Genomic DNA, 23,376 nt, shown 5'->3' on the forward strand with positions numbered 1-23,376 from the left:
GCGGCCACGCCGTCGTGGTGGAATTGGTAGACACGCTAGGTTTAGGTCCTAGTAGCCGAGAGGCTGTGGGGGTTCAAGTCCCTCCGACGGCACCATCGCTCGCGCACTTACAGGCTGTCGCATGCGTGCACGCCAGGCCGGAATCGGTATTACCCTGTTCTTCGTGCTGGCCGTGCTGGCAACGGCTACTGCGGGGCCGCGCGGCCACTACGATCGCGCGGCGCCAGCCGACAAGGCCTTCGTCGATGTGGTGCTGGATCTGGAACAGGCGATCGGCCAACACAATTTCGCCATTACCGCGCGTAATGAAATCGGCCAGGCCATTCGCCAGCGCGGCCATGCGGACTTTGGCGATGCCACGATCGTGCATTTCTGCAATCTCGAATATGCCCGGCGCGTGATTGCGATCGATCCCGATCTTATTCTTTACATGCCCTGTCGCATCGCGGTGTTCGACAAGGGCACTCGCGTGCATGTCGCGAGCTGGTTATTGCCGACCGACACGCACGAGGCGCAGTTCAATGCGCTCGCCGGCGAAATCAACACGCATATCCGCGCCATTGTGGATGCGGCCGTCGTGCCGATTGTCGCGCCCGCGAACCCACCGCAGGATTAGCGGCTTCACTCAGCCGCGGTTGCCTGCCGATCCGGCTGTTTTGCCTGGGCCGCCTGGCGGGAATGATAGTTCGCCGGCAGGCTGTGATTGACGAGATAGAGGGCAGCCGCACGCCAGGTAGGGTCGGTATTGCCGCGCATGTCGACCGACGCACCACCGACCGCCTCGCCGCGTTGTACGTCGTAGAGCGTGGCGTTGATATTGATGATGAGGTTGCTGACTTTTTGCACCCAGCCGGTCATTACCAGATCGGCGCCAGCCGCACGCCCCAGATCGATCTCGCAGCCGTTACAGGCATACAGATAGCGATAACTTTGCTGGGCGTCGGCGATCGCGCTTTCGATGCCTTGCGCATCGACGAGCGTGAAATCGGTTTGTGCGGCCAGCGCGCGATGCACGATCGCCTCGGTGCGCCGTAGGCGGGCGACATCGGCAGCGAGCGGGCCGTGGTTCATATCCCCTTGAAGGCTGGTATCGACCATGTCGAAGGGCAGTACCAGCAATGTCCTCGCAGGGCCCGACGGTCGTTCAGTCGCACTGGCAAGCGCGCACCAGCCGATCAGGATCGCCGCCGGTATCCACAGCCACCGGCGGCGTTTTCTCATTGCGCCACACCCGTACGCGTAGCCGTGGCATCGAGGGTCAGGCGATCGGATACGGCGGGTCGGCCGTCGGCCGCGGGTGTTTGCGCGCGTAGCTCGAGCACGCCACCGGGCACCGCGTCGGATAACAAAAAGGTATAACGCCGTGCCAGCGCTTGTGCCACGTCATCGCGGTGATCCTGTTCGCCCGCGTACGGCGTGAGTTCGATACGTTCGACATCGATGGGTTTGCCGTCGTACGTGGCGCGCGCTCGGCTAACCGTTGCAGCGTCCTCGAGCGCGAACTTCACGCGGCGCTGAAAATAGCGCCAGCTCCCGCCGGTACGCCGGGCCAGCTCGGTGACGTCGTTTTGCAGAAACATCATGATCACGGGATTGCCGCGGGCGTTGTCGATATCGGGCATATAGCGATGCCGATCGCCGCTTAGAAAATCCACACGCACGTGCTTGCCGTTTTGTTCGCCCACGTCGATCTGCAGATCGACGTGGTCGGTATAGTCCGTGTCTTCGTCTGCCGTGTCGCCATCTTGGTGGACGAACTTGTATTCAAGCCGGGCGGGCGTGTTCAGACCCTGTAGATGATCGGTCATGAACAACAGACGGTTCGCTTTCGAAAACGTGGCGTCGTTTTCGTTGCCGGAGCCGGATTGTGCCGCCAGCGCGCTGGCGCCGAACATGAGCAGGAGCGCAACAACGCCACGCTGCAACAGGCGGGGGCAGGGCAATTCAATCATCGTCGTCTTCTTGTACGTGGCGGTCGACCTCGCGCAGCGGTACCCGTGGCACGCCGTAGTCGTCGAGGATGGCGACGATTTCATCGTGGTTGTCGTCGATGAGCTGCTGGACCGTATTCAGCCAGGCATCGTTGCCATAACGCACCCCCATGGATACGGGGAAATCGAATAGGGGCCCGTCTTCACGCGAAAACGGTACGACGGCGATATCGACGCTGTCGATCTGTTTTGCGTAGTAGCCGGCGATCGGCCCCCAGACGACGGCGATATCGATATCGCCGTTGACCAGATCCTTGGACACCATGTCGGCCGGATCGGAGTCATAGCCGCCGGATTGGGCGCGATAGCTGACGATCTGACCGATCATGCCGTGCTGGATGATCCAGTCCCCGGCCGGCGAGCCGGTGAATACGCCGATACGCAGATCCTGTTTCTTCGCGGCCGGCAGATCGAGTAGATCGGCAGGCTTTTCGATCGAATCCAGCCCATGGCCTTTGACATAGGCCAGCGTGTAGGTCGATCGATAATAGGGCAGGGTCGTCTTGCCCACTTCGAAGGCACTGCCCACGCTGATGATCAAATCGCAGGCATAGCGATTCTTGTCCGGCAGCCAGCGCTTGAGGGTATTGCGCCCGAAACCCATCTGCTCGGGCATCCAGGTGTATTCAACAGGCACACCGAGTTTTTCGCCGAACAGGGCGGCAATACGATTTTCGAAGCCTTCCCGCTTGTCGTTGGAAAACGGCATGTTGCTGGGGTCGGCGCACACGCGTAGCGCCTCGGCCGCGGGGTTTTCAACGCTGCGATCGTCGGCTGCAGCGGTCATGCTTACGCCCGCCAGCGCAAGAATCGAAAAAAGCGCGAACCCCCCAAGCCGGCGGGTAAATGCAGTACTCGTCATCATGAAGTCGTTCCATCGTCTGTGGTGGTGCGCGGCGCGGGCGCAACGGCCGGCCAGGCTTGTTCGAATTCGTTGCCCTTGTTGTCGTGTACGTGGGCCTTGAGTTCGCCCTCGGTCGTATCGTCCACATTGAATTGCAGGCTCGGGTTGGCGCTCAGTGAAAAGGTCATGCGCGAATCGAAAACCAGCGCGTCGCCCTTGCGGATCGTGATCGCATCGACGAAATGGGCCGGTTCGACCAGACGCGTGAGCTGGTCCATTTGCAGCCCGGTGATATTGGGGTGACGGATCATGAGCTGGGTCCGCATGGCATCGCCATCGTCGACACGTACCCGGCGCAGGCGCATCTGCCCCATGTCCTCGCGCGCGGCGTCCAGATCGCGGCCGATCGGCGCTGAGCAGCCGCCGCTGGCTTTTACGTAGCGCTTGACCATGTACAGCTGGCCGTCGGCGGTTTCGGCCAGCGCCCGCATGTAGGTATAGGAATTCACCCGGACCCGCATCGCGATGGTGGCCGACCGGGCAGCCGGGCCGAATTCGAATTCGGCCGACATGGGCACCGGGTTGTTGTCGATGACCAGCCATAGCTTGCGAATCGGTGGCTGGTCGGTACCGGCGCGTTCATCGGTGATGGTAATCGGCACCACGGCCGGGTCCTCGGCACGATAGGGCGCATCGAGTGCGAGTACCCCCTGGCCATCGGCGATCGTGCGCTCACCGAAATGCTCGGCACGTAGCTGTTTCCAGGCCGCTTCGTCCTGATCGCGACGTTGAACGTCCGCGTTGGCCGTGTGCATGCAGCACGCCACCAGCACGAGCGCGGCGACCATGCTTTGCCATAACCCGCGGTGATGGAGCCGTGATATGCATTGCCTGTTCATCGCCATTCCAGCTCCGTATAGGCGACGGTCACATTGCGCTTGTGATAGTCGTCGAACAACAGCCAGCGGTCGCGCTCGCCCAGGGCGGTATGGTCGAGCGCATGGTTCAGGTCGTAACCGGCAGCGATCGCGCGGCTTACGTCATCGCGGATCGCGCTCAGATAGCGTCGCTGGGATGCCAGCATGCTCGCCAGATCGGTGCCGATCGGCCCATGCCCGGGAACCACATGCGCGATCCGCTCAGGCTTTGCGGCGAGGGTATCCATTACCGCAAGCCACCCCGTCAGGCTGGCATCGATGGCCGGTACCCGGTCGACGAATAGCAGATCGCCGGTAAACAGCGTGCGACTGGCCGAGTCGAACACGCTCAGATCGTTGTTGGTGTGGGCGCTTGGCCAGGCCGTCAGTTCCAGGCGTCGCCCACCCAGATCCAGTTCGGTGTGGTCTTCGACCACCTGATCGGGCATGACCAGCCAGTCGCGATCCACTGTCATGCCCATCGTGTCTTCGGCTCGATCCAGGTAGGTCGTACCGCGTGCCGCCAGCGCGCGTTGGAAACCGGCCGCGGCAATAAAACGGGTCTCGGCCTCGACAAAGGCGCGATTGCCGAGTACGTGGTCCGGGTGCATATGGGTGTTGATGACATAGCAGACCGGCGTCGCGGTCACTGCCTCGATGCTGCGCCGCAGGGCTTGGCCCACTGCCGGACTGCCGCCGGTATCGATGACCGCCACACAGTCGCGCCCGATCACGAAAGCGAGATTGGCAATATCCCCCTGGTTGGTGTCGTCGGCTTCGGCCTGGGCGCCTTCATGAACGAACACGCCATCGGCGATTTGCGCTACATCCAGCCGCTCGGCTGGCGTAGCGGCGACGCCCGTGACCGCGTAAAGCATAACCAGCACCGCGCAGCGACCGGATTGCGCGAGTCGCATTGCTGGCAATCAGCCGTCGGCGTCCATCGGCTTCGGCCGACCGGCCGGCAGCACCCCGTCGGAACGGGCCTTGAGAAATGCCCAGATCTGCTGGACATGGTTCATCACGTCTTCGTTGTTGGCCCAGGAGGGCATGACGCTGTACTGCCCGGTGGTGGAGTCCAGACGGGTCACGCCGCCGGCAACTGCGGCCGTAAACCGGCCCTGGTTCATACCTTTCAGGCGTTGCACGAGACTCGGCGCGAACGTGCTGCCTTCGGCGTTCTGGGCATGGCATTGCGAACAGTGACTGCCGAATTTCTCGTAGCCGACCATGACATCGTCGCTGACCCGGCATTCGTTATCGCTGCAATCCACCTTATAGGGTTTGCCGTCGCTGTTCGTGTCTGCCGTTTTGCTTGCGCTTTGCTGGCTGCTGCTTGAATCCGTACTGCGCTCGTTGTCCTGGCTGTCCTTGCTGCTGCTGTCGCCGGAGGGATTGTATTCCGCGCCCATGTTGCTGTAATCGTTGACGATCGGTCCATCATCGGCGGCAAGGGCAGTGGTGGCGGACAACGACAATACAGCCAGTACGGCCAGCGTGCGGGCTATCGTTGGGCGGTTGGGGGCCATGAAAATCTCCTCGGTTGCACGTTTTGTGTTTTATGGTTGGCCGCGTGCGCAGCCAAGAAAAAGCCCGTATCCGTCGAGCACAGTGCACAACGAATACGGGCTCGATTACGTCATAGCAATACGCGTTACTTGGACGCGACTTTTTCGCTGCTATCCGCTTTTTTCGCTACGGAATCGGGCAGGGTGAAGACCGTCAGAACACCACCCAGCTGGGTATAGTTCTTGAGATCCTTGTAGCCCCCGACCGCACCCAGACCGGCGTTGGGGTCGGTCAGACCCGCAGCCATGCCGATGCCAGCCCAGCCGCCGATACCCGAGAGCACGCCGACATACTGCTTGCCGTCGTATTTCCAGGTATTGACGTTGCCGATGATGCCCGACGGTGTCTTGAAGCTGTACAGCTCCTTGCCGGTCTTGGCGTCGATGGCTTTGAGATAGCCTTCGAGGGTGCCGTAGAACACCACGTCGCCCGCGGTCGCCAGCGCGCCACTCCATACCGAGAAGCGTTCGGGTACCGACCACTTGATCTCGCCGGTGGTTGCATCGAACGCGATGAATGTCCCCATGCGCTTGCCCTCGAACTTCTTCACCGGGTTGGTGATGTCGTTCGGACCGGGATACATGGCGACCGTCGAGCCGACATAGGGCTGGCCGGCCGTGTAATCCACCTTGGAGGGCTCATAGTCCATGCAGACATGGTTGGTCGGCACGTAGAACAAGCCCGTCTTGGGCGAGTACGACGCCGGCTGCTGGTCCTTGGAACCGAGCGCGGCCGGACAGATGCCGGTGACGTTCTGATCGACCTTGCCATCGGTGGAATACTCGGAAACCACCTGCGGGCGGCCGGTCTTCATATCCACCTTGCTGGCCCAGTTCACCGCCGGGTCGTACTTCTTGGCGACCAACAGTTCGCCGTTGGTGCGGTCCTGGGTATAGGCAAAGCCGTTGCGGTCGAAGTGCACGACGAGCTTGCGCATCTTGCCGTCGATCTTCTGATCGACGAGGATCTTTTCGTTGACGCCGTCGTAATCCCATTCATCGTGCGGCGTCATCTGGTACAGCCATTTCGCCTCGCCGGTATCCGGATCGCGGGCGAAGATGGTCATCGAGTATTTGTTATCGCCCGGACGCTGGGTCGGGTTCCAGGTGCCCGGATTGCCGGTGCCGTAATAGAGCAGATCGAGATCCGGATCGTAGGTGAACCAGCCCCAGGTCGTACCGCCACCGATCTTCCACTGATCGCCTTCCCAGCTCTTGAGGCTGGTGTCCTTGCCGACCGGTTTCTGGGTGATGGCATTGATGGTCTTGTCCGGGTCGATGAGCATGGTGTCGTCCGGCCCGGTGCTGTAGGCGCGCCAGGCCAGCTTGCCGTCATCGATGTTGTAGGCGGTCAGATAACCGCGTACGCCGAACTCGCCGCCGGAAATGCCGGTAATGACCTTGTCCTTGACCACCAATGGCGCATTGGTCGCCGTCTGGCCCTTGCTCGGGTCCCCGTTGACGCTCTTCCAGACTACCTTGCCGCTATCGGCGTCGAGCGCGACGAGCGTGGTGTCGGCCTGCTGCAAGAAGATCTTGCCGTCGCCATAGGCCAGGCCGCGGTTGACCGTGTCACAGCACATGACCGGAATGACCTGCGGATTCTGGGTGGGCTCGTATTTCCACTTGATGGCGTGGGTCTCGAGATCCAGGGCGAAGACCTTGTTGGGGAAGGGCGTCGATATATACATCGTGTCGCCCTTGACCAGCGGTCCGCCTTCGTGGCCGCGTAATACGCCGGTAGAAAAGGTCCAGGCCGGCGAAAGCTGACTGGCGTTTTCACTGTTGATCTGATCGAGTTCGCTGTAGCGCTGGCCGTTGTACTGGCCGCTCCACATGATCCAGTTGCTCGGATCCTTTTGCATCTGCACCAGATCGGTGGATGAAGAATCGCTGTCCTTACTCTGTGCATTATCGTTCTGGGCAAGAACGATACCGGACCCCATCAGCGAGGAAACGGCTATGGCAGCCGTCGCCAAGCGAAGAGCCCCCTTGGCGGGTGTTAATTTCACGACGTTTCTCCTCCGTCACGTAATTAATTTATAGGGCGTCGGCCCCTGTTTTTTGTCGGGATAGCCGCGCCGGATGGGGGCGCTACGAACGCTGCGTCCGGTCATCCCCTGATGTTTTCGATAGCATGCGCCGCCCCCAGCGTCAACGGCTTAGAGCGACTTGCGCACATTTTTGCAATGCCGATCTTCCCGGTCCCCAAGAGCGGGAAAATGTCCCAAGGTCGTTGAACGCCCGCATGGCAAGCTCGGATGAAACCGGTGTCGATCGCACGCGGTTGCATGTGCCCTGCATGAAGTTCGACCAATAGCTAGGTCAAGTTCCCGGCCACGCCGGGATATTCACCCACCGGAATGGCCATTTAGCGCGCTGCGACGCAGCAAAAAAAGAGGTTTCAGACCGATGCGCGTGGGCCCGGCGCGGGCAGCGACTGGACCTGCGTGTTTACCGAGTTGGGCTTTCGATCAGGCACTGATCCGCAGCCTGGGCCTTGAGCTTGGCCAGCTGGCTGCGACTTTCGCGGGCGATCGAGCCTTCGCGCAGTACTTCGGGGCGTTCGCCGGCTGCGTGCTGACCGCGCTGATAGGTGTCGAGCGTGACGTAGTCGTCGTAGGGCAGTTGATCGGCAATATAGTCGATGCTGCACGAGCATTTATAGAGCGTGTCGTAGTTCTCGGCGCCCAACTGGTTCATGCATTCGTAAACGTATTCGACCCGTGCCTGCGTAGGGTAGTTGTGCGCAGGCGTTTTGGCCGCGAATGCGACCGCGGGCACGCTCAGGCCGGCCAAGACCAGCAGCCCCAGAGAATATTTCATCACGCTCCTCCTTCGTATTGTTATTAATCCGGCAGCAAAACGGCTGACCGGGTCAGCCGTCTTCAACGCCATCGAAAAATACACGCCGACACATGGCCGCCGTTTATCTTCCATGGTGTCGCGCTACCGGCTGCGGCGAGCCTGGTTTTACAGGCCGGCGTTCAACCCCAGACCCAATCGATGTCGGGTCGATAAGGCCTACCGGTGCCGATTCAATGACCAGCTTACACTGCAACGCGAGTGCAGCGGATCGCAAATCCACGCTGCGCCCACGCCTGTATCAGGCGCCCCGGGATGGTTTAGACGGCGTCACTCAAGCGATAGCCCACACCACGAACGGTATGGATGAGCGATTCCCCACCGACTTCGGCCAGCAGTTGGCGCAGACGATGTACGTGGCCGCGCAGGGCTGCCTCCGAGGCCGGGCGCGATTCCGGCCAGACAGCGTTTTCTATGGTCTCGCGTAGGACGATATCCGGATGCGCCTGAACCAGCAGTTCGAGAATTCGGTAACTGGTAGGGGCGAGCGGCACGGTTTCCCCGGCACAGTGGGCCGCACTGCGCTCGGGATCGAGTTGCAGTGCGGCACTGCCGATCGATTTCACCCGGCGGCGCTTGTAATGAACCGCGGATTCCAGCCGTGCGTATAGATCCGGCAACTCGTTGGAGGCGAGCACACAGTTTTCTATGCGGGCGATACGCTCGCACGGCACACGCCCATCCTTGCCGGTGAGCACGATGATCGGCGGACCGGCACCCAGCCCCGCGCGTAGGCGCGTACACAGGCCGTCGCCATCGACCCGGGGTGGATCCGGATCGAGGATCACCGCGTCGTAGCGGTGTGCATCACATAATCGAATAGCCAGTGCGCCATCGGAAGCGAAGTCCGGGTCGTCGCCCTGACGGCTGAGGTAGTCGCCGATATCGATCGCCCGGCGATCGTCGGATTCGATGATCAGTACGTCCATCGTCGCGTTGTGCCTTGTTCATACCCTGCAGCGATGTCGGTGAGACATCGTTGCAGCACAAAGGTTTAACGCAACGTACGAATAAATATCGCGGCCGGGCTAAAGCGCGCTTAAAAACGAAAAAGGGGCGGCCCACAGCCGCCCCCGATCATTCGCGCAAGCGGCTAGGCGCTCATCAGTTCTTCCAGCCGAATCGGCAGTTCGCGTATGCGCTTGCCGGTGGCGTGATGCACCGCATTGGCCACGGCCGCGGCCATGCCGGTAATACCGATTTCGCCGATACCGCGGGCGCCGAACTCGTTGAAGGCATAGTCCGGATGATCGAGCAGGATCACGTCAACGGAATCGGGCTGGTCGGCATGCACCGGCACCAAGTATTCCGCATAGTTGTTGTTGACCGGCAAGCCCGAGCGTTCGTCGTACTCGGTCGCTTCGAACTGGGCCATGCCGATACCCATGGCGATCGCGCCTTCGACCTGATTTGCCGACGTCTTTTCGTTGATGATCTGGCCCACGTCGATGGCGCTCACCACACGGGATACCCGCAGGCGGGAGATACCCGGGTCCCAGCGTACTTCGACGAAATGCGCGCCGAAGGAGCGAAAGGAATATTCGCCCTGGGGGGCGCCCGGCGTATGGGCTTCGCCATCGGCATTGGCCAGTTTGAGCTGGCTGAGCACATCGGTGTAGGCGACCGATTTGCCGTCACCATCGACGAGCTTGCCGTCGTCGAAGCTCAGGTCGTCCGACTTCGCCCCCGCAAAGGCACCGCCGTCGCTGATGGCGTAGCTTTTCAGTGCGTCAATCGCCGATCGCGTGGCCTCTGCGATTGCCGGCAGCGTTGTCGCCGTTGCCCAGGACCCGCCGGAAACCGGTCCGCTCGGATAGCTGGAGTCGCCCAGCTCCACCTCGATCTTGTCCAGCGGTATGCCAGTAATCGCCGAGACAGCCTGGGCCACGATCGTATACGTGCCGGTACCGATGTCCTGGGTTGCACAGGAGGCGTACGCCGTGCCGTCGGCACGGAGCGAAACCCGGGCGTCGCAGTTCATCTTCAGCGCTTCCCAGTTACAGGCTGCCATGCCCCAGCCGAGAATCTCGTCGCCATCGCGCATCGAGCCGATCTCGGCATTGCGCTTCGACCAGCCGAACTTTTCAGCACCTTTGTCGAAGGCTTCCATGAGATGGATGCTGGAGAAGGGCAGATCCATGCTCTGGTCGCGCTCGGTGTAGTTGGCCTTGCGGAACTCGAGCGGATCCATGTTCAGCTTTTCGGCCATTTCATCCATGGCCGATTCGAGCGCGAAAAGCCCCGGTGCAGCGCCCGGCGCACGCATGGAGGTCGGCGTGCCGTGATTGGCACCGATGGTCGCATGGCTCACGCGCAGGTTTTCACAGTCGTACAGGCTTTTCGTACAGCTGCCTGTGGTTTCGACGTAGGTATCGACCATCGAGGTGGTATTGACCGAATCGTGGGTTAACGCTGTGAGCTTGCCGTTGTCGTCTGCGCCAATACGAATCTGTTGCTGGGTCGGCGGGCGGTGGCCCGTGGTCGTGAACATCTGCTGGCGTGGCACCACCAGTTGGACCGGGCGGCCGACTTCGCGTGCCGCAGCAGCTGCGGCAATCGCATGCGGCCACAGCCAGAGCTTGCTGCCGAAGCCGGAGCCGATGAACGGCGAGCGGACTTCGACCCGCTCCGGTGGCAAACCAAAGACCTTGGCCATCACATTGCGCGCGAAGATCACGCCCTGCGACGACTCGTAAAGCACGAGATCGCCGTTCTCCCAATTGGCCACACTCGCGTGCATTTCCATCGGGTTATGGGTTTCCATCGGGGTGACATAGGTCACGTCGATCTGGTTTGCCGAGGACTCGAACGCGCTATCGGGGTTGCCGCGGCTATGGCCGCTGGAATCCGCGGTCTTCGGCTTGTCGCCGCGTTCGAGCGCCTGACTCAGGGTGGCGATGGGCTTGGCATCGGCGCTGTAGTCGACCTTAACTGCGTAAGCGGCTGCCCGGGCATTCGCGAAGGTATCGGCAACGACCAGTGCGACGAACTGGCCTGGGTAGTACACCTTGCCATCCTCGAACGGCAGGCGTGTTTCATCGACCTTGTTTTCCTGCGCAAAGCTGCTGGGCGTGCGATACAGGCTGGGGAAATGATCGTGATGGAAGATATCGATCACGCCCGGCATCTGCTTGGCCTTGGACAGATCGATATTGTCGATCGTGCCGCTGGCGACAGTGCTGAATACGCCGTAGGCATAGGCCATATTCGGCAGGTGGTGGTCGGCCGCGTACATCGCCTGGCCGCTGAGTTTTTTAGGCCCATCGATACGTGGCTTGGACGCACCGATGATCTTGGCTTGAATCTTGTCGGTCATGGTTGCTTGTCCTCTGCGCTCAGGCCGCGGTTACGTTGCTAAGACTGCGTACGACAGCCTGCTGCCCGAGCGGAATCTTGAACGCGTTGTGTTCGTAGGGCGTAGCGCCCTTGAAAGCGATCTCGGCGGCTTTCTTGAAGCTTGCCTCGGTCGCGGGCTGGCCGATGAGCGCCTGCTCGGCCTCGCGTGCGCGCCAGGGCTTGGTGCCGACACCGCCCATGGCGATCCGGGCATCACGAATGGTGTTGCCATCGGTCGCGATAATCACGCCGCTGGAGGCCAGGGCGAACTGGTAGGACGCGCGGTCGCGCAGTTTGAGATAGGTCGAGCGGCTACCCTTGATCGGCGCATCCAGCACCACGTGAGTAATCAATTCGTCGGCTTCCAGCGCATGCTCCTTTTCTGGCGAATCGCCCGGCAGCAGATGGAAGTCGAGAAAATCGATTTCGCGTTCGCCGTCCGGCCCGGTCACGAGCACTTTCGCACCGATGGCCGCCATGGCCACGCACATATCGGACGGATGGCTGGCAATGCACTTGTCGCTGGTGCCCAGCACGGCGTGCACGCTGCGGTTGTGCCCGCCGATCGCCGCACAGCCCGAACCGGGTTCACGTTTGTTGCAGGCCGATACGCCGTCGCGAAAATACGGACAACGCACTCGCTGCATGACGTTGCCGCCAGTTGTCGCCTTATTGCGAAGCGATGTCGAAGCGCCAGATAGCAATGCTTCGGAAAGCACCGCGTACTGGTCGACGACCTTGGGGTGGTAGGCGAGATCGGTATTGGACACCATCGCGCCGATCTTGAGCCGGCCGTCGTCGAGTTCTTCGACGTCGTAGAGCGGCAGCCCGTTTACGTCGACGACGCGCTCGGGCTGCATGATGTCGATCTTAACCAGGTCGAGCAGGGTGGTACCGCCGGCAACGAACGACGACGGCTGGCCCGCGTGGGCCGACACTGCAGCATTCACGCTATCGGCTTTCTGATATTCGAAATTTCGCATCGAAACGTCTCCTAGACCTTGCCGCGCGTGGATTGAACCGCCGAAAGGATGTTCTTGTACGCACCGCAGCGGCAGATATTGCCGCTCATGGCTTCACGTACGGCATCATCGCTGTCGCCAATATGCGAACTGCCCAGCACATAGGTTGCGGTCATCATCTGGCCCGCCGTGCAGTAACCGCACTGGTAGGCATCTTCATCGAGGAAAGCCTGCTGGATCGGGTGCAGCTCGCCGTCTTTGGACAGCCCTTCGACGGTCGTGATCTCGTCGCCGTCGTGCATCACGGCCAGGCTCAGACAGGAATTGACGACGGTGCCGTTGACATGCACGTTGCAGGCGCCGCATTGGCCGTGGTCACAGCCTTTCTTGGTGCCTGTGAGCTGTAGTTCGTCGCGGATCGCATCGAGAAGAATCACATTGGGGGCGACGTCGATCTGCTTCATCTGGCCGTTGATCGTGAACGATACACGCGTCTTGCCGGCGGCGGGCGCATCGGCAGTTGTCGGCGTGGGGGCGTCGCCTTCGTCGGCAAACGCCTGGCCAATGCCCGCGCCGGACGTTGCCGCGGCTATGCTGGACATACCGACCGTCTTCATGAAGCGACGGCGCGATGCCGAATGTTTGGGTTCGCCAGCGTTGCTGGCGGCACCGCGGGTGTCACGGTTGTTCATGGATTTCTCCGTTTTTTGGGCAACGCTCGGCGCGTCGCTCGGTGGAATGCTTTTGTTTTATTGTCTGGACTGAACGGTAATACCGATACTCTTACACCATAAACGATGACGAAATGGTGCCGGTTTGGTTTTGGCTATGACCGCGATTGAAAGAACGTTCGGCACGACGAGCCGCGGCCGGGGTATCGACATCGCGCAAACAGCCCGCGGGGGCGTCAAGTACACGAAAACGCGTCGCGGGTACCTGGTCGAGAATGGCTTTGGCGCCGCGATCGCCGTCGAGGCGGGCGAGATCGGGGAACAACCGTCGCGAAACGATCACGGGGTGGCCGGGTCGGCCAGCACACACCGGTCGAACGTAGTCCAGACCCGGCCGCCAAAGACGACAGAGTCTTGAAATCGTGCGTTTTTCGATGCCGGGCATATCGCCCAGCATGATCAGAGCGGCATCGCAGCGTGTCGGCAACGCGCCCAGCCCGCAGCGCAGGCTTTCTGCCATACCGCTGCGGTAGTTCGGATTATGAACCCAGCGATACCGGCGAGATCCGGTTGCTTGCGCCTGCACCGCCCGACGTACGCGTTGGCGTTCTCGCCCGGTAACGACAATGACAGGCCGGACCGGTTGGTCATCGAGCACAGCCACGCTGCGTGCGATAACGGTTCGGCCGGCCAGCCACGCCAGCAGTTTGGAGTCATGGCCATAGCGCGTCGACGCACCGCCGGCCAGCACGATCGCGCCGATCACGCCGTGGCTGCGCTCACGCGGGCACGCAGAGCGACAAGCTCTGCAAGCACCGATAGCGCAATTTCGCGCGGCTCGCGGGCGTTGATCGACAGCCCGGCCGGCGTATGCAGTCGCTGCAACGCTTCAACAGAAAAACCCGCGGCACGAAGGCGTTCAATTCGGTCCGCTGCCTTGCTGCGGCTTCCCAAAGCGCCGACCGCGAATGCGGGTGACGCCAAACCTTTCGCAAGCGCTGAATGGTCGTCGTCGATGTCATGCGTCAGCGTGTAAAGCGCAGTGTAGGCGTCTAATGTAAGCGCCTCCAGTGCGCGTGCGAGCGGCCGCGTATCGTAATGCGCAAGTGTGGAATTCGGCGGCGGGGCAGGCGGGCCGTACGGCCGCAGCAACAAGACGTCATAACCGAAAGTCGGCGCAAGCTGTGCCAATGCGAGCGTGACCGGGTCGCCGCCGGCAATAACCAGTCGCGGCGTCGGCAGGTAACGTTGATGGAATATGCGATGGCTGGCCTCGTTGTGTGCCGGGCCATAGCGATGCGTGCCGCTTTCGAGATCGATCGCCACATCGAGAGGCTGACGCCGCTCACGCGCTTCGCCCCAGTGCGCGACATACTCGCCCACATCGTCGATCGCGCGAACGAAGATGCCAATACGCCCGCCACAGGTCAGCTGCACGTCCAGCACCGGGCTACCCGCGCCATAGTCGAGCATGGCCGGCGTGCCTGTTTTCAATACCTCGAGCGCCTGAGCCGCGACCGCGCCTTCCACGCAGCCGCCGGATACATAGCCCGCGACTTCACCGTGTTCGTTGATCGCCATTTCGCTGCCGAGCGGGCGCGGTGACGAGCCGACGATGCTTACCAGCGTAGCGAGTGCAACGCGATGGCCGTTTGCATGCCACGCCGCAACGACGGGATAGAGATCATCGACCAGGCCATAGATCGGCCAGGCGGGCCATTCCGCGCGCGGTGGCGGCGCCGAATTCTTATTCCGCCGGCGATCGGTAAACGAAGTAAGCGTATCTGTCATGTGCACCGACATTAGCGGCTTCGACCGATGCCCGCCACCACAGCCGCGCGTGCACGCCACATTGGCAGTGTTTGACCTGGATCCGAAGCCGGGAAATATTTATCGAAATAAGGTCGCACACAACACAATACAAGACGAGAACGGTAGCGATTAATCGCTGCTTCGGCTTTCGACCGGGAGGCCGAATACCCGGCTGGCAAGGACATCCTCGGCCTCGATCGTCATCAGCTGTTTTTTGGTGACCGCGCCGCCGGCTTTGAACAACCGCGCTGCCTGGCGTAAGCGCAATCGATCGAGTGCGTTGCGAATCGACCGGGCATTGGCAAAGTACGGCTGGCGCATGCGCCGATCGATATAGTCCTCGAACGCCATCTGTGCATCGTCGCTGAACACGTAATGCTGCTCTGCAAGCATTAGCTCGCTGATTGAGCAGAGCTCACCCACGTCGTAGTCCGGAAAGTCGACGTGATGGGCGATCCTTGAGCGAAACCCCGGATTGGATTCAAAGAACCGGTCCATTCGATCCTTGTAGCCGGCAAGAATCACAACCAGATCATCGCGCTGGTTTTCCATGACTTGTAGCAGTATTTCGATCGATTCCTGGCCGTAGTCGCGCTCGTTTTCGGGCCGATACAAATAATAGGCCTCGTCGATGAACAGCACGCCGCCCATCGCGCGCTTGATGACTTCCTTGGTCTTGGGCGCGGTATGGCCGATGTACTGGCCCACCAGATCGTCACGCGTCACCGACACCAGATGGCCTTCGCGCACATACTCGAGCTTGTGCAGGATCTGGGCCATGCGTTCGGCGACCGTGGTCTTGCCGGTGCCGGGATTGCCGGTGAAGCACATATGCAGGGTCGGCGTGTCCGAGGCGAGATCGAACTGGCGGCGCACATGATCGACCAGCAGTAGGGCGGCGATCTCGCGAATCCGCGTCTTCACCGGGGTCAGGCCCACCAGGTCGCGATCCAACTGGTCGAAGACTTCCTGGATCTGGGATTCTTCGAACACCGCGTCGAGATCCACGCGCGCGTCGTCGGCCAGCGGCTCGGTCTTGTTGCGATCGGTGGTGTCTTCTGCGCTACTCATGGCCGCCTCCTGCTACGTCTGGCGATCGGGATAGGCGCGCGCCCGTCCTGCGCTGGCAGATCGGACGCGCGCCGGTTCGACTAACGCTGGTATCGCTGTCCCGCCGGGCGATCGGTGGCGTAGCTGTGAATGGTGTAGCGGACTTTGCGGCCTTCCCATTCCTGGCGCGTGACCTGGAAGCCGGGCTCTTCCGGCGGCCGATTGACGATGAACGACAGCCGCGGCGTTTCCCATTGATGGGTGCTGTCGAAGGCAGTGAGCCGGATGTAGTGGTTGGGGAATGTCTTGCGGGCTTCTTCCAGGTCCATCATCAGCCCGGCCGGGTCTTTCAGGTCGAACATGGGCTGGCCGTACATCTCCCAGTAGGTGTTGCGCGGGTGCGGATCGTCGGTGTATTCGAGGTTCACCGCCCAGCCGTTGTCGAGACAGTATTTGACCTGTTTCTTGATCTGTTCGTCGGTGAGATCGGGCAGGAAAGAAAACGTGCCTTGAGTGAGTCGCATGGCGATATCTCCTGATTCGGGTCGGGCTGCCGGAAAGCACTTGTTCTGTCGCGCGATGCGCGGTCAGGCAGAGGCGGTGGCGGTTGGCACGAAGTCTGGGGTGTCGGTCGAGGTGTAGTCGAAGGTGATGTCCTTCCAGGTATCCAGGGCGTGCTGCAGCGGTTTGCAGTCCTTCGCCGCCTTGTTGAGGATGTCCGGCCCTTCGGCGAGATAGTCGCGGCCTTCGTTGCGGGCCATGATCATTGCCTCCAGCGCCACGCGATTGGCGGTCGCGCCGGCCTGGATGCCGTCCGGGTGGCCGATGGTGCCGCCGCCGAACTGCAGCACGCAGTCCTCGCCGAGGTAGTGCAGCAGCTGGTGCATCTGGCCGGCATGGATGCCGCCGGAGGCCACTGGCATGCACTTGTTCAGGCCCGCCCAGTCCTGGTCGAAGAAGATGCCGTGCTCCAGGTTCTGTTCGTTGTAGGGCTGGCGCAGCACGTCGTAGAAACCCGCGATCTGGTTCGGGTCGCCCTCGAGCTTGCCGACCACCGTGCCGGCATGGATATGGTCGACGCCGGCCATGCGCATCCATTTCGAGATCACGCGGAAGGACACGCCGTGCATCTTCTGCCGTGTGTAGGTGGAATGCCCGGCGCGATGCAGGTGCAGGATCATGTCGTTCTTGCGCGCCCAGTTGGACATCGATTGGATCGCGGTATAGCCGATCACCAGGTCGATCATCACGATCGACGAACCCAGGTCCTTGGCGAACTCGGCGCGTTCGTACATATCCTCCATGGTCGCGGCGGTCACGTTCATGTAGTGACCCTTGACCTCGCCGGTAGCCGCGCTGGCCTTGTTCACCGCTTCCATCACATAGAGAAAACGATCGCGCCAGTGCATGAACGGCTGGGAGTTGATGTTCTCGTCGTCCTTGACGAAATCCAGCCCGCCCTTGAGCGCTTCATAGACCACGCGGCCGTAGTTGCGCCCGGATAGCCCGAGCTTGGGCTTGGTGGTGGCGCCGAGCAGGGGGCGCCCGAACTTGCCCAGGCGTTCGCGCTCCACCACGATCCCGGTCGGCGGGCCCTTGAAGGTGGTCATATAGGCCGTGGGAATGCGCATGTCCTCGAGGCGTAGCGCCTTGACCGCCTTGAAGCCGAACACGTTGCCGATGATCGAGGCCGTGAGGTTGGCGATCGAGCCCGGCTCGAACAGCTGCAGATCGTAGGCGATGAAGGCGAAATACTGATCTTCGCTGCCGGGCACTGGGTCCACCCGGTAGGCCTTGGCGCGGTATTTCTCGCAGGCGGTCAGCCGGTCGGTCCAGACCACGGTCCAGGTGGCGGTCGAAGACTCGCCGGCCACTGCGGCCGCGGCTTCTTCCGGGTCCACGCCCGGCTGCGGCGTGATCCGGAACAGGGCGATGATGTCGGTATCGATGGGCTGATAGTCCGGCTCCCAGTAACCCATTTTCTTGTAGGGAATCACGCCGGCTTCGTAGCGCTTGTTGTGCTGGATTGTGTCTGCCATGTCGATTCTCCGCGTTGGCATCTGACGGTGTTCTCGCGACAGGGCCAGACTAGGTCTCGGCATTGATAAATAAAAGTAAATAGTTATTATTGTTTGGATAAGAAAATATAGCGTCTGGACGATGCTCTGGAACGGCCGCGAAGACGGCGCGAAAACGGTGCGGCGAATGAACATAACCCTGCGTCAACTCAAGGTTTTCGAGGCCGTGGCCCGGCATGCGAGCTATACCCGGGCGGCAGAGGAACTACACCTCACCCAGCCGGCAGTCTCGATCCAGGTGAAAAGCCTCGAAGAGGTGCTGGGGCTGGCGCTGTTCGAGCAGTTCGGCAAGCAGATCTATCTGACCACGGCAGGCGAGGAGATCCTGCGCTACAGCCGCGGGATCGCGGCCCAGATCGACGAGATCGGCGATGTCGTCGCGCGCCTGAAAGGCGTGTCGCGCGGCAGCCTGCATCTGGCCGTTGCCACGACCGCGAACTATTTCATCACCCATCTGCTGGCCGCGTTTCATCGCGAGTTTCCGGAAGTCGCGATCAATCTGTCGGTCACCAACCGTCAGGCGCTGCTCAAGCAGTTGGCCGAAAACCGTATCGATATGGTGGTGATGGGCGAACCGCCGGCCGAGCAGGGGCTGGCCGGCACGGCGTTCATGGAAAACCCGCTGGTGGTGATCGCCGCGCCGGGCCATCCGCTCTCGTCACGCCGGCGCATTCCCTTGAAAACGATCGCCAAGGAACCGTTCGTCGTGCGCGAGGAGGGCTCCGGCACGCGTGCGGCCATGACGCGTTTCGCGCGCAGGCACCAGATCGCGATCACGCCGGCGATGGTCATGACCAGCAACGAGGCGATCAAGCAGGCGGTTAGCGCCGGTCTCGGGCTGGGGCTGGTGTCGGCCCATACCCTGGAACTGGATCTCTATGCCGAACGGCTGCAGATTCTCGACGTCGCGCATTTCCCGATCACCCGGGAATGGTATGTCGTCAATCGTGAAGGCAAGCGGCTATCGCCGGCCGCGCAGGCGTTCAAGCAGTTCCTGATCGACAATGCGGACACGGTCTGGCCGACGGCTACCAAGGCCGCAGGCGCGATCACGGGCGCGAGCGGCTGAACGCTAGCGGTAGCGGACCACGCCGGTGGTGACCATCGACTCGATCAGCGGCTGCATGATGATCTCTATGGCGAACGCCATCTTGCCGCCCGGCACCACCAGCGTATTGCGCCGGGACATGAAGGAATCGTGGATCATCGACAGCAGATACTGGAAATCCACGTTGATCTTCTTCGGATCGCGAAAACGGATCACGATCAGGCTTTCATCCAGCGCCGGAATATAGCGGCTGATGAACGGGTTCGAGGTGTCCACGGTGGGCACGCGCTGAAAGTTGATATGCGTGCGCGAGAACTGCGGCGTGATGTAGTGCACATAATCGTGCATGCGGCGCAGGATGGTATCCATTACTGCTTCGGTACTGTAGCCGCGAGCCAGCTTGTCGCGGTGCAGTTTCTGGATCCATTCCAGGTTGATGATCGGCACCACGCCGACCAGCAGATCCACATGCTTCGCCACGTCGACCTCCTCGGTGGTCACACCGCCGTGCAGTCCTTCGTAGAAGAGCAGGTCACAGCCTTCGGGCACCTCTTCCCAGGGCGTGAAGGTGCCGGGTTCCTGGCCCCAGGGCTCGGCTTCCTCTTCGTTGTGCAGATAATGACGCCGCTGGCCGCCGCCGGTTTCACCATGTACCCGAAACAGCTCCTCGAGCTTGTCGAAATGGTTCGCCTCCGGCCCGAAATGGCTGAACGGGCGACGCGCCTCCTCGGCGAGCTGCACCTGGCGCTTCATCTCGGTGCGTTCGAATTTGTGAAAGCAGTCGCCTTCCACAGTCGCGGCCCGAAAGCCGTCGCGCCGAAAAATATGTTCCATGGCTTCGCGCACGGTCGAGGTGCCGGCACCCGACGATCCGGTGACGGCGAATACGGGATGCTTGATCGACATGGGGCTCCTCCCGTTGGGGCAATCGCACTATCGCTTGTTGTTGCTTTTTGTGGCGGCGGGGCGGTTCAGGCGACCTGTCGTTCCTGAGACGGATCGTACTCCCCCTGTGCCGCGGCGCGATTGCAGCGGGCCCGGTGCAGCAGCGCCTGCTGGGCTGGGCCGGTATTGGCGTTATCGCCACGCCAGGTATCCAGCGCGGGCTGCTGCAATGCCCGGGCATAGGAAAAGGTCAGCCGCCAAGGGGCGGCGCCGGCATCCTGTTTGTTCATCGCGTCTAGATGCGCAGTCGCGTCTTCGTTGCTCTGGCCACCGGAGAGAAACGCGATGCCCGGCACGGCGGCCGGCACGCTCGCATACAGACAGCGCAGGGTGGCTGCCGCGACTTCGCCCACGTCGGCCTGGCGGGCAGCGTTCTTGCCCGGTAGCACCATGCTGGATTTCAGGATCAGGCCCGGAAGATGCACGTTCTGGTCGCGCAGTTCGGCGAACAGCCGGGTGAGTGTTTCCTCGGTGACTTCGTAGCAGCGATCGATCGTGTGATCGCCGTCGAGCAAGACCTCCGGTTCGACGACCGGCACGATTGCGGCTTCCTGGCAAAGCGCGGCATAGCGCGCCAGGGCATGGGCATTGGCGCGATAGCAGGCACGGCTCGGAATGCCGTCGCCGATGGTGATCACGGCCCGCCACTTGGCAAAGCGCGCACCCATTGCATGATATTCGGCCAGGCGCTCACGCAGCCCGTCGAGGCCTTCCGTGACTTTCTCGCCGGGATGGCCGGCCAGGTCCTTGGCCCCGGTATCCACCTTGATGCCGGGCAGGATGCCGTTATCGTTCATCATCTGCGGGAACGGCATGCCGTCGGCCATTTTCATGCGCAGCGTCTCGTCATAGAGAATCGCGCCGCTGATGTTCTCGCCCAGGCCCGGGGCCGAGAGCAGCAGGGCCCGGTAGTCCCGGCGATTGTCCTCGCTGTTCTCGATGCCGTAATCGGCGAATCGCTTGCCGCAGGTGGGCGTGCTTTCGTCGATCGCGAGCAGGCCCTTGCCGTTGGCAAGCATGCGCTGGGCGATGTCCTCGAGTGTGGCTGTGTCCATGATCGTGTCCTCGCGTTCGTCGTGTTCGTGTCAGGCGGTTTCGGGCTCGCCGATGAGTTCGAGCAGGGCATTGGCCAGATGCGCTTCGGTGAGACCGAAATGGCGGTAGACATCGGCCGCCGGCGCGGACTCGCCGAAACGATCCACGCCGAGCACGCGCCCCCGCGGGCCGACGTAATAACGCCACAGCGCGCTTACCCCGGCCTCGATCGCCACGCGCGCCTCGATATGCGCCGGCAGTACGGATTCGCGATAGGCCGCATCCTGGGTTTCGAACAGATCGAGACAGGGCATCGAGACCACGCGGATCGCCCGGCCTTCGGCCGCCAGCGTCTTGGCGGTGGCTACTGCAATCGCCACTTCCGAGCCGGTCGCGATAATCAACGCCTCCGGTGTCTGCGGCGGTTCGTGCAACACATAGCCGCCACGGCGTATGTTCTCGACGCCGGGCACGTCGCGCTCCAGATGGGGCAGATCCTGGCGCGACAGCGCCAATGCGCTCGGCCCCTCGGCGCGCTCGATCGCCGCCATCCAGGCCGCGACGGTTTCCACATCGTCGGCGGGGCGCCAGACATGCAGGTTCGGAATCAGCCGCAGGCTGGATAGATGCTCGACCGATTGATGGGTCGGGCCGTCTTCGCCCAGCCCGATCGAGTCGTGGGTATAGACCAGTATCTGGCGCGTGCCCATGAGTGCAGCCATGCGTACCGCGTTGCGGGCATAGTCCGAAAACGTCAGAAACGTCGCGGTGAACGGGATATAGCCGCCGTGCAGAGCCAGACCGTTGGCGATTGCGGTCATGCCGAACTCGCGCACGCCGTAATGCAGATAGTTGCCGCGATAGGCGGGCTTGCCGACGGCCGTATGGCCGTTCCAGTCGGTACCGTTCGAGCCGGACAGATCGGCCGAGCCGCCGAACAGTTCCGGCAGGCGCGGCGCGAAGAATTCGATCATCGCCTTCGACGATTTGCGCGTCGCGGTATCGCTGCCTTCGGTCTGCACGTGGTGCAGATGCCGCATCATGTGCTTGGACCAGTCGGCGGGCAGGTCGCCGGCCTGGCGGCGCATGAACTCCGCGGCCAGTTCGGGATGAGCGGCGGCATAACGCTCGTAGCGCTGCTGCCATTCGCCCTCCAACGCAGCACCCGCGGCGCGTTTATCCCAGGCCGCATAGACATTATCGGGAATCGCGAATGGCGTGGTATCGGCCCAGCCGATCTGGGCGCGCGTGGCCGCGATTTCCTCGTCACCCAGGGCCGCGCCGTGTACGCCCTCGGTGCCTTGTTTGTTCGGCGCGCCCCAACCGATGATCGTCTTGCAGCAGATCAGGGTGGGGCGCTGGCGGTCTTCGCGGGCGGTGGCTATTGCCTGCGCAATGGCCTCGGCGTTGTGGCCGTCGATGTCGGGCACGACCTGCCAGCCGTAGGCTTCGAAGCGCTGGGCGGTGTCGTCGCTGAACCAGCCGGCGACTTCGCCGTCGATCGAGATACCGTTGTCGTCGTAGAAGACCACGAGCTTGCCCAGGCCCAGATGACCGGCCAGCGAACAGGCCTCGTGGGAGATGCCTTCCATCAGGCAGCCATCGCCGGCCAGACACCAGGTCCAGTGGTCGACGATGTTCTCGCCGTCGCGATTGAACTCGGCGGCGAGCGTCGCTTCGGCCAGCGCCATGCCCACCGCATTCGCAAGCCCCTGGCCGAGCGGCCCGGTAGTGGTTTCGACACCCGGCGTGAGCCTGTATTCCGGGTGTCCCGGCGTCCGGGAATGCAGCTGACGGAACTGGCGCAGCTGTTCGAGCGGCAGGTCGTAGCCGGTCAGATGGAGCAGGGCATATTGCAGCATACAGCCATGACCGTTGGAAACGACCAGCCGGTCACGATCCGGCCAGCCGGGATTGGACGGGTTGCACCGCATGAAATCGTTGGCCAGCACCTCGGCGATGTCGGCCATGCCCATCGGCATGCCGGGGTGGCCGGAATTAGCCTGTTGCACCGCGTCCATGGCGAGAATACGAATCGCGTTGGCGAGCGTGCGCCGGTCGGGCCGATCGCGATCGGTCGCGGCGGGCACGGCGTTGGCAAGCGGATCGCTTGAGTCCATGGATTAACCCTCCTGCTGGGCCGGCGGCAGGCACGGCGCGCATCGCAAACACGAGCGTCTTCTTCGGGCGCTCTTTTTCAGCGCAAATATGAGACAGGCCCGAAATAAGTAAAAATAAATCTTTATTGGCTTTC

At 62.0% G+C, this 23,376-nt stretch carries 22 protein-coding genes and 1 tRNA gene; 3 read left to right on the forward strand and 20 right to left on the reverse strand.

From position 1 onward, the window contains the following. The first annotated feature begins 8 nt into the window (after positions 1-8). Positions 9-95 (forward strand) — tRNA-Leu (locus T5B8_RS09785). A 26-nt stretch (positions 96-121) separates the two neighbouring features. Next, entirely contained in the window at positions 122-616 is a 495-nt protein-coding gene (locus T5B8_RS09790) for a DUF302 domain-containing protein (protein WP_353178339.1), read from the forward strand. Between the two features lie 5 nt (positions 617-621). On the opposite strand, the gene T5B8_RS09795 is transcribed toward T5B8_RS09790, so the two are convergent. The 17 genes from T5B8_RS09795 to T5B8_RS09875 all read right to left on the reverse strand — a co-directional run bounded on the left by T5B8_RS09795 (position 622) and on the right by T5B8_RS09875 (position 18,055). Next, complete coding sequence (locus tag T5B8_RS09795; RefSeq protein WP_353178341.1) at positions 622-1,221, reverse strand: DUF3280 domain-containing protein; 600 nt, start codon at positions 1,219-1,221, stop codon at positions 622-624. Next, on the reverse strand, positions 1,218-1,952 hold the full coding sequence (locus tag T5B8_RS09800; RefSeq protein ID WP_353178343.1) for a hypothetical protein: 735 nt from the start codon (positions 1,950-1,952) through the stop codon (positions 1,218-1,220). Before T5B8_RS09800 ends, T5B8_RS09795 begins: the two co-directional genes overlap by 4 nt. Further along, positions 1,945-2,856, reverse strand: coding sequence for a quinoprotein dehydrogenase-associated putative ABC transporter substrate-binding protein (locus T5B8_RS09805; RefSeq protein WP_353178345.1), 912 nt, complete (start codon positions 2,854-2,856; stop codon positions 1,945-1,947). Before T5B8_RS09805 ends, T5B8_RS09800 begins: the two co-directional genes overlap by 8 nt. After that, positions 2,853-3,650: a quinoprotein dehydrogenase-associated SoxYZ-like carrier gene (locus T5B8_RS09810; RefSeq protein ID WP_353178347.1), complete on the reverse strand. Its 798-nt coding sequence runs from the start codon at positions 3,648-3,650 to the stop codon at positions 2,853-2,855. Before T5B8_RS09810 ends, T5B8_RS09805 begins: the two co-directional genes overlap by 4 nt. A gap of 80 nt (positions 3,651-3,730) precedes the next feature. Continuing rightward, positions 3,731-4,669, reverse strand: a complete 939-nt coding sequence (locus T5B8_RS09815) for a quinoprotein relay system zinc metallohydrolase 2 (RefSeq protein ID WP_353178349.1) — start codon at positions 4,667-4,669, stop codon at positions 3,731-3,733. 9 nt (positions 4,670-4,678) lie between these two features. Then, positions 4,679-5,281: a c-type cytochrome gene (locus tag T5B8_RS09820; RefSeq protein WP_353178351.1), complete on the reverse strand. Its 603-nt coding sequence runs from the start codon at positions 5,279-5,281 to the stop codon at positions 4,679-4,681. 125 nt (positions 5,282-5,406) lie between these two features. Further along, on the reverse strand, positions 5,407-7,266 hold the full coding sequence (locus tag T5B8_RS09825; RefSeq protein ID WP_353178444.1) for a methanol/ethanol family PQQ-dependent dehydrogenase: 1,860 nt from the start codon (positions 7,264-7,266) through the stop codon (positions 5,407-5,409). A gap of 508 nt (positions 7,267-7,774) precedes the next feature. Next, entirely contained in the window at positions 7,775-8,146 is a 372-nt protein-coding gene (locus T5B8_RS09830) for a hypothetical protein (protein WP_353178353.1), read from the reverse strand. Between the two features lie 299 nt (positions 8,147-8,445). Continuing rightward, a complete protein-coding gene (locus T5B8_RS09835; protein ID WP_353178355.1) occupies positions 8,446-9,114 on the reverse strand; it encodes a response regulator transcription factor in 669 nt (222 codons plus the stop codon). A 164-nt stretch (positions 9,115-9,278) separates the two neighbouring features. Beyond that, positions 9,279-11,489: a xanthine dehydrogenase family protein molybdopterin-binding subunit gene (locus T5B8_RS09840; protein ID WP_353178446.1), complete on the reverse strand. Its 2,211-nt coding sequence runs from the start codon at positions 11,487-11,489 to the stop codon at positions 9,279-9,281. 31 nt (positions 11,490-11,520) lie between these two features. Beyond that, a complete protein-coding gene (locus tag T5B8_RS09845; protein WP_353178357.1) occupies positions 11,521-12,504 on the reverse strand; it encodes an FAD binding domain-containing protein in 984 nt (327 codons plus the stop codon). 11 nt (positions 12,505-12,515) lie between these two features. Further along, positions 12,516-13,175 (reverse strand): (2Fe-2S)-binding protein, encoded by a 660-nt coding sequence (locus T5B8_RS09850; RefSeq protein ID WP_006914641.1) that lies wholly within the window; start codon positions 13,173-13,175, stop codon positions 12,516-12,518. A gap of 91 nt (positions 13,176-13,266) precedes the next feature. Continuing rightward, a complete protein-coding gene (locus T5B8_RS09855; RefSeq protein ID WP_006914640.1) occupies positions 13,267-13,920 on the reverse strand; it encodes a nucleotidyltransferase family protein in 654 nt (217 codons plus the stop codon). Beyond that, positions 13,917-14,945, reverse strand: coding sequence for an XdhC family protein (locus T5B8_RS09860; protein ID WP_152522808.1), 1,029 nt, complete (start codon positions 14,943-14,945; stop codon positions 13,917-13,919). Before T5B8_RS09860 ends, T5B8_RS09855 begins: the two co-directional genes overlap by 4 nt. Positions 14,946-15,095: 150 nt before the next feature. Further along, on the reverse strand, positions 15,096-16,037 hold the full coding sequence (cbbX, locus tag T5B8_RS09865; protein WP_006914638.1) for a CbbX protein: 942 nt from the start codon (positions 16,035-16,037) through the stop codon (positions 15,096-15,098). A gap of 80 nt (positions 16,038-16,117) precedes the next feature. Beyond that, the gene (locus tag T5B8_RS09870; protein WP_006914637.1) at positions 16,118-16,540 is read right to left on the reverse strand and encodes a ribulose bisphosphate carboxylase small subunit; all 423 of its coding nucleotides are present in this window, start codon (positions 16,538-16,540) and stop codon (positions 16,118-16,120) included. A gap of 63 nt (positions 16,541-16,603) precedes the next feature. Further along, a complete protein-coding gene (locus T5B8_RS09875; RefSeq protein WP_502950722.1) occupies positions 16,604-18,055 on the reverse strand; it encodes a ribulose-bisphosphate carboxylase large subunit in 1,452 nt (483 codons plus the stop codon). 166 nt (positions 18,056-18,221) lie between these two features. On the opposite strand from T5B8_RS09875, the gene T5B8_RS09880 reads away from it, so the two are divergent. After that, positions 18,222-19,163 carry a LysR family transcriptional regulator gene (locus T5B8_RS09880; protein ID WP_040608095.1) on the forward strand — a complete coding sequence of 314 codons (942 nt, stop codon included), beginning with the start codon at positions 18,222-18,224 and terminating at the stop codon, positions 19,161-19,163. A gap of 3 nt (positions 19,164-19,166) precedes the next feature. Here T5B8_RS09880 and T5B8_RS09885 read toward each other — a convergent pair whose 3' ends face one another. The 3 genes from T5B8_RS09885 to tkt all read right to left on the reverse strand — a co-directional run bounded on the left by T5B8_RS09885 (position 19,167) and on the right by tkt (position 23,242). Then, positions 19,167-20,048, reverse strand: a complete 882-nt coding sequence (locus T5B8_RS09885; RefSeq protein ID WP_006914634.1) for a phosphoribulokinase — start codon at positions 20,046-20,048, stop codon at positions 19,167-19,169. 65 nt (positions 20,049-20,113) lie between these two features. Further along, positions 20,114-21,142, reverse strand: a complete 1,029-nt coding sequence (locus tag T5B8_RS09890) for a class I fructose-bisphosphate aldolase (RefSeq protein ID WP_006914633.1) — start codon at positions 21,140-21,142, stop codon at positions 20,114-20,116. 30 nt (positions 21,143-21,172) lie between these two features. Further along, positions 21,173-23,242 carry a transketolase gene (gene tkt, locus T5B8_RS09895; RefSeq protein WP_006914632.1) on the reverse strand — a complete coding sequence of 690 codons (2,070 nt, stop codon included), beginning with the start codon at positions 23,240-23,242 and terminating at the stop codon, positions 21,173-21,175. Positions 23,243-23,376 lie beyond the last annotated feature (134 nt).

Origin of the sequence: Salinisphaera sp. T5B8, assembly GCF_040361255.1 — a bacterium.
In the GTDB taxonomy this organism is placed as follows: Bacteria; Pseudomonadota; Gammaproteobacteria; order Nevskiales; family Salinisphaeraceae; genus Salinisphaera.

Bases quoted from the DNA above. Each gene is read 5' to 3' on its own strand.
- T5B8_RS09870 (WP_006914637.1), bottom strand. From the start codon at position 16,540: ATGCGACTCACTCAAGGCACGTTTTCTTTCCTGCCCGATCTCACCGAC.
- T5B8_RS09810 (WP_353178347.1), bottom strand. From the start codon at position 3,650: ATGCACACGGCCAACGCGGACGTTCAACGTCGCGATCAGGACGAAGCG.
- T5B8_RS09815 (WP_353178349.1), bottom strand. From the start codon at position 4,669: ATGCGACTCGCGCAATCCGGTCGCTGCGCGGTGCTGGTTATGCTTTAC.
- T5B8_RS09885 (WP_006914634.1), bottom strand. From the start codon at position 20,048: ATGTCGATCAAGCATCCCGTATTCGCCGTCACCGGATCGTCGGGTGCC.
- T5B8_RS09830 (WP_353178353.1), bottom strand. From the start codon at position 8,146: ATGAAATATTCTCTGGGGCTGCTGGTCTTGGCCGGCCTGAGCGTGCCC.
- T5B8_RS09875 (WP_502950722.1), bottom strand. From the start codon at position 18,055: ATGGCAGACACAATCCAGCACAACAAGCGCTACGAAGCCGGCGTGATT.
- T5B8_RS09790 (WP_353178339.1), top strand. From the start codon at position 122: ATGCGTGCACGCCAGGCCGGAATCGGTATTACCCTGTTCTTCGTGCTG.
- T5B8_RS09795 (WP_353178341.1), bottom strand. From the start codon at position 1,221: ATGAGAAAACGCCGCCGGTGGCTGTGGATACCGGCGGCGATCCTGATC.
- T5B8_RS09825 (WP_353178444.1), bottom strand. From the start codon at position 7,266: ATGGGGTCCGGTATCGTTCTTGCCCAGAACGATAATGCACAGAGTAAG.
- T5B8_RS09820 (WP_353178351.1), bottom strand. From the start codon at position 5,281: ATGGCCCCCAACCGCCCAACGATAGCCCGCACGCTGGCCGTACTGGCT.
- cbbX (WP_006914638.1), bottom strand. From the start codon at position 16,037: ATGAGTAGCGCAGAAGACACCACCGATCGCAACAAGACCGAGCCGCTG.
- T5B8_RS09805 (WP_353178345.1), bottom strand. From the start codon at position 2,856: ATGATGACGAGTACTGCATTTACCCGCCGGCTTGGGGGGTTCGCGCTT.
- T5B8_RS09835 (WP_353178355.1), bottom strand. From the start codon at position 9,114: ATGGACGTACTGATCATCGAATCCGACGATCGCCGGGCGATCGATATC.
- T5B8_RS09800 (WP_353178343.1), bottom strand. From the start codon at position 1,952: ATGATTGAATTGCCCTGCCCCCGCCTGTTGCAGCGTGGCGTTGTTGCG.
- T5B8_RS09880 (WP_040608095.1), top strand. From the start codon at position 18,222: ATGAACATAACCCTGCGTCAACTCAAGGTTTTCGAGGCCGTGGCCCGG.
- T5B8_RS09845 (WP_353178357.1), bottom strand. From the start codon at position 12,504: ATGCGAAATTTCGAATATCAGAAAGCCGATAGCGTGAATGCTGCAGTG.
- T5B8_RS09850 (WP_006914641.1), bottom strand. From the start codon at position 13,175: ATGAACAACCGTGACACCCGCGGTGCCGCCAGCAACGCTGGCGAACCC.
- T5B8_RS09890 (WP_006914633.1), bottom strand. From the start codon at position 21,142: ATGGACACAGCCACACTCGAGGACATCGCCCAGCGCATGCTTGCCAAC.
- T5B8_RS09860 (WP_152522808.1), bottom strand. From the start codon at position 14,945: ATGACAGATACGCTTACTTCGTTTACCGATCGCCGGCGGAATAAGAAT.
- tkt (WP_006914632.1), bottom strand. From the start codon at position 23,242: ATGGACTCAAGCGATCCGCTTGCCAACGCCGTGCCCGCCGCGACCGAT.